Origin of the sequence: Ruminococcus sp., from assembly GCF_045129435.1 — a bacterium.
GTDB lineage: Bacteria > Bacillota > Clostridia > Oscillospirales > Acutalibacteraceae > Ruminococcoides.
On record NZ_JBGVJL010000142.1, the window covers coordinates 1 to 2,960 of the forward strand.

At 40.2% G+C, this 2,960-nt stretch carries 2 protein-coding genes and 1 pseudogene; all 3 read left to right on the forward strand.

Features of this window, described 5'->3' with window-relative positions:
• Positions 1-425, forward strand: a pseudogene (locus ACJMMI_RS06875) (peptide chain release factor 3); the annotation flags it as partial.
• 14 nt (positions 426-439) lie between these two features.
• Positions 440-1,831: an aminotransferase class I/II-fold pyridoxal phosphate-dependent enzyme gene (locus ACJMMI_RS06880; protein ID WP_405354481.1), complete on the forward strand. Its 1,392-nt coding sequence runs from the start codon at positions 440-442 to the stop codon at positions 1,829-1,831.
• 30 nt (positions 1,832-1,861) lie between these two features.
• Entirely contained in the window at positions 1,862-2,260 is a 399-nt protein-coding gene (locus tag ACJMMI_RS06885; protein ID WP_405354483.1) for a lipoprotein, read from the forward strand.
• Positions 2,261-2,960 lie beyond the last annotated feature (700 nt).

Sequence of the window (2,960 nt, forward strand, 5' to 3'; positions counted from 1 at the left end):
CAACCTTTGCACCGGAGCACTTTGCAAGAGTAAGGCTTGTTGACTCAATGAAGAGAAAACAGTTTGTAAAGGGAGTTACACAGATTGCGCAGGAGGGTGCAATTCAGATTTTCCAGGAGCTTGACGCAGGTATGGAGGAAGTAATCGTTGGCGTTGTTGGTGTGCTCCAGTTTGATGTACTTAAATATCGCCTTGAAAATGAGTACAATGTTGACATTGTTATGGAAAATCTTCCGTATGAGTACATCAGATGGATTGTTAATAAAGACATCAACCCTAAGGAGCTTGACCTTGCCTCAGACACAAAGCGTATTCAGGACTTAAAGGGCAACTACCTTTTGCTCTTTACAAGCTACTGGAGCATTGACTGGGCACTTGAGCATAACAAGGGACTTGAACTTCGTGAGTTTGGTACTGATTGGTAATGCTGTACGATAAATTGAAAAAATATTCAAAGTCGGGAGCGTATCCGTTTCATATGCCTGGGCATAAGCGGAACGCTCTGCTTTATGACGGCACAATGCCGTATGAAATCGACCTTACCGAGATTGACGGCTTTGACAATCTGCACAATGCAGATGGCTGTATTCTTGAGGTGCAGAGCCTTGCGGAAAGACTTTATAATGTGCGTAAAGCCTTTTTGCTTGTAAACGGCTCAACAGGCGGAATACTCTCTGCCGTACGGGCAATGACAAACAGGGGAGATAAGGTGCTTGTGGCAAGAAACTGCCATAAGTCTGTGTACAACGCACTTGAATTATGTGGACTGAACCCTGCATACATCGTGCCAAATATTGACAATAACTTTGGCATAAATACTTCTATAACACCCGAGCAAGCAGAATCTGCGATAAAGAATAACCCTGACGCAACCCTGCTGATTATCACTTCTCCAACCTATGAGGGAGTGGTGTCAGACATAGAGGAGATAACAAAAATTGCACATCTTCACAATGTAAGGGTGCTTGTTGACGAGGCACATGGGGCACACTTTCCGTTCTCAAAGGCTTTTCCGAATGAGGCGGTGCAGAGTGGTGCAGATGTAGCGGTGACAAGTCTGCACAAGACCTTGCCGTCACTCACGCAAACAGCGTTGCTGATAACGAATAAGGAAGAACTAATCGAACCGCTTGCGGAAAATCTTGCAATTTTTGAAACCAGCAGTCCGTCATATGTGTTTATGTCGGCAATCGAAAAATGCCTTGAATACTGCCAAAACCAAAAAGCCTTTGAGGAATATATAATTAGACTTAATTCTTTTAATGAAAAATGTAAGGAATTAAAAAATATAAAAATTCTCGGCTACGGCAACGATAATATTAAAAATCACAGCTTTTTTGACTTTGATATTTCCAAGCTTACAGTGTCGGTGCGAGGACTCGGCATAAGCGGCACACAGCTTGCAGACAGGCTCAGAAATGAATTTAATCTTGAGCCTGAAATGGTTTGCTCTGATTATGTACTGCTGATTACCACAGTCTGCGATACTCAGGACGGCTTTGAAAGGCTTATAAATGCGTTGCGGATTATTGACAGCGAATGTTCTGTAAAGGAATTAAACATACCGCCGATTAATCCTAAAGTGCCAAGACTTGCCTTAAACCCAAGTGAATGTTATGGCAGAGTGGGAGCTTTTACCAAGCTTGAGAACAGCATTAATAAAATTTCGCTCGAATATGTGTGGGCATATCCGCCGGGAATACCGATTGTGGCAAAGGGCGAAGTTATCACAAAAGAGGTTGTTAATGCAGTAAAAGAGCAGACCGAAAGCGGAATAAGCGTGTATTCCACAAAGGGCAGAGTGCCTGAGGAAATATATTGCATAATTTAAAGTTTGATGAAAATTATTTGAGGTATAACAGTGAAGAAAATAATAAGTGCTTTGATGTGTATTACAATGCTTTTAAGTTTGTGTGCTTGCGGCAATATTGTAAGTGTAAAGTCACAGAATGTAAATTCAAAGGTCTATACACAGCAGGAAATTGACGATGCCGCAAATGTGGTTAAAAAATACTTTTTTACATATTTTGGCGGCTGTAATTTGCAGGAATTATACTATGCCGGAGATGACTCTTTAAGTCTGAATCAGGACTTTGCCGAGAGGAATAATGCAGATCAGGTAATAGTGCTGAATTCATCATTTTATGTAGAAAAAGCTCGTAAACACGACACACTGTCGGAGGGCTCAACCTACCGTTGGCATTGGATTTTGGTAAGAAAAAACGGCGGCAGTTGGGTGAATGTCAGCCACGGATATTAAAATTAATTCACAGTTTTAAACTGACTGCCGTGTTGCATTGGTTAGCAGAAAACTTCAGATAAATAATATAAAATTTAGGTCGAGCCTTTTTAAAGGCTCGTGGGTTTGGGCAAAGCCCAAGAAAAGTTGTTTTTATATCTTTCTATTATGCACAAACAGCAACGCTGTTTGTGTGATACATCAAAGTTTGACAAAACAGGCGACTGCCCTTTAAAAGAAATCGTTTATAAATTGAGAAAGAACATCTTTTCTGTCTTGTGTTGCTATCGCAATCATAAGGCTTTCGCTATTGTGTTCAAGCCACCAAACAGCGGGCTGTTTGGCTATCAGAATTTTGCATAAACCGAAAGTATTTGTGGGCTTTGCCCACACTCACAACCTTTGAAAAAGGTTGACCAAATTTTTATGTCCGAGTAGAAAATTAAGGCAAATTTCAAAACTTTTAACTCCCGACCATTACCAAGTCATTGTCGGGAACAAGAAAATTATTATTTTGCAGACTATCTTCTCGTAATAAAAATCATAATTTACCCCAACTATTGAAAAAGAACCAAAAAAAACTTCCCCTAACAGGGTAATGCCTGATAGGGGAAGCCATAAATTAAATAATTATAAAATAAACTTAGTCTTTGGATTTTCAAACTCTGCTTTGCGAATTTCAAAGGCTTTTTTTACATCTTCTTCAAAGGCGAGTGCTGTG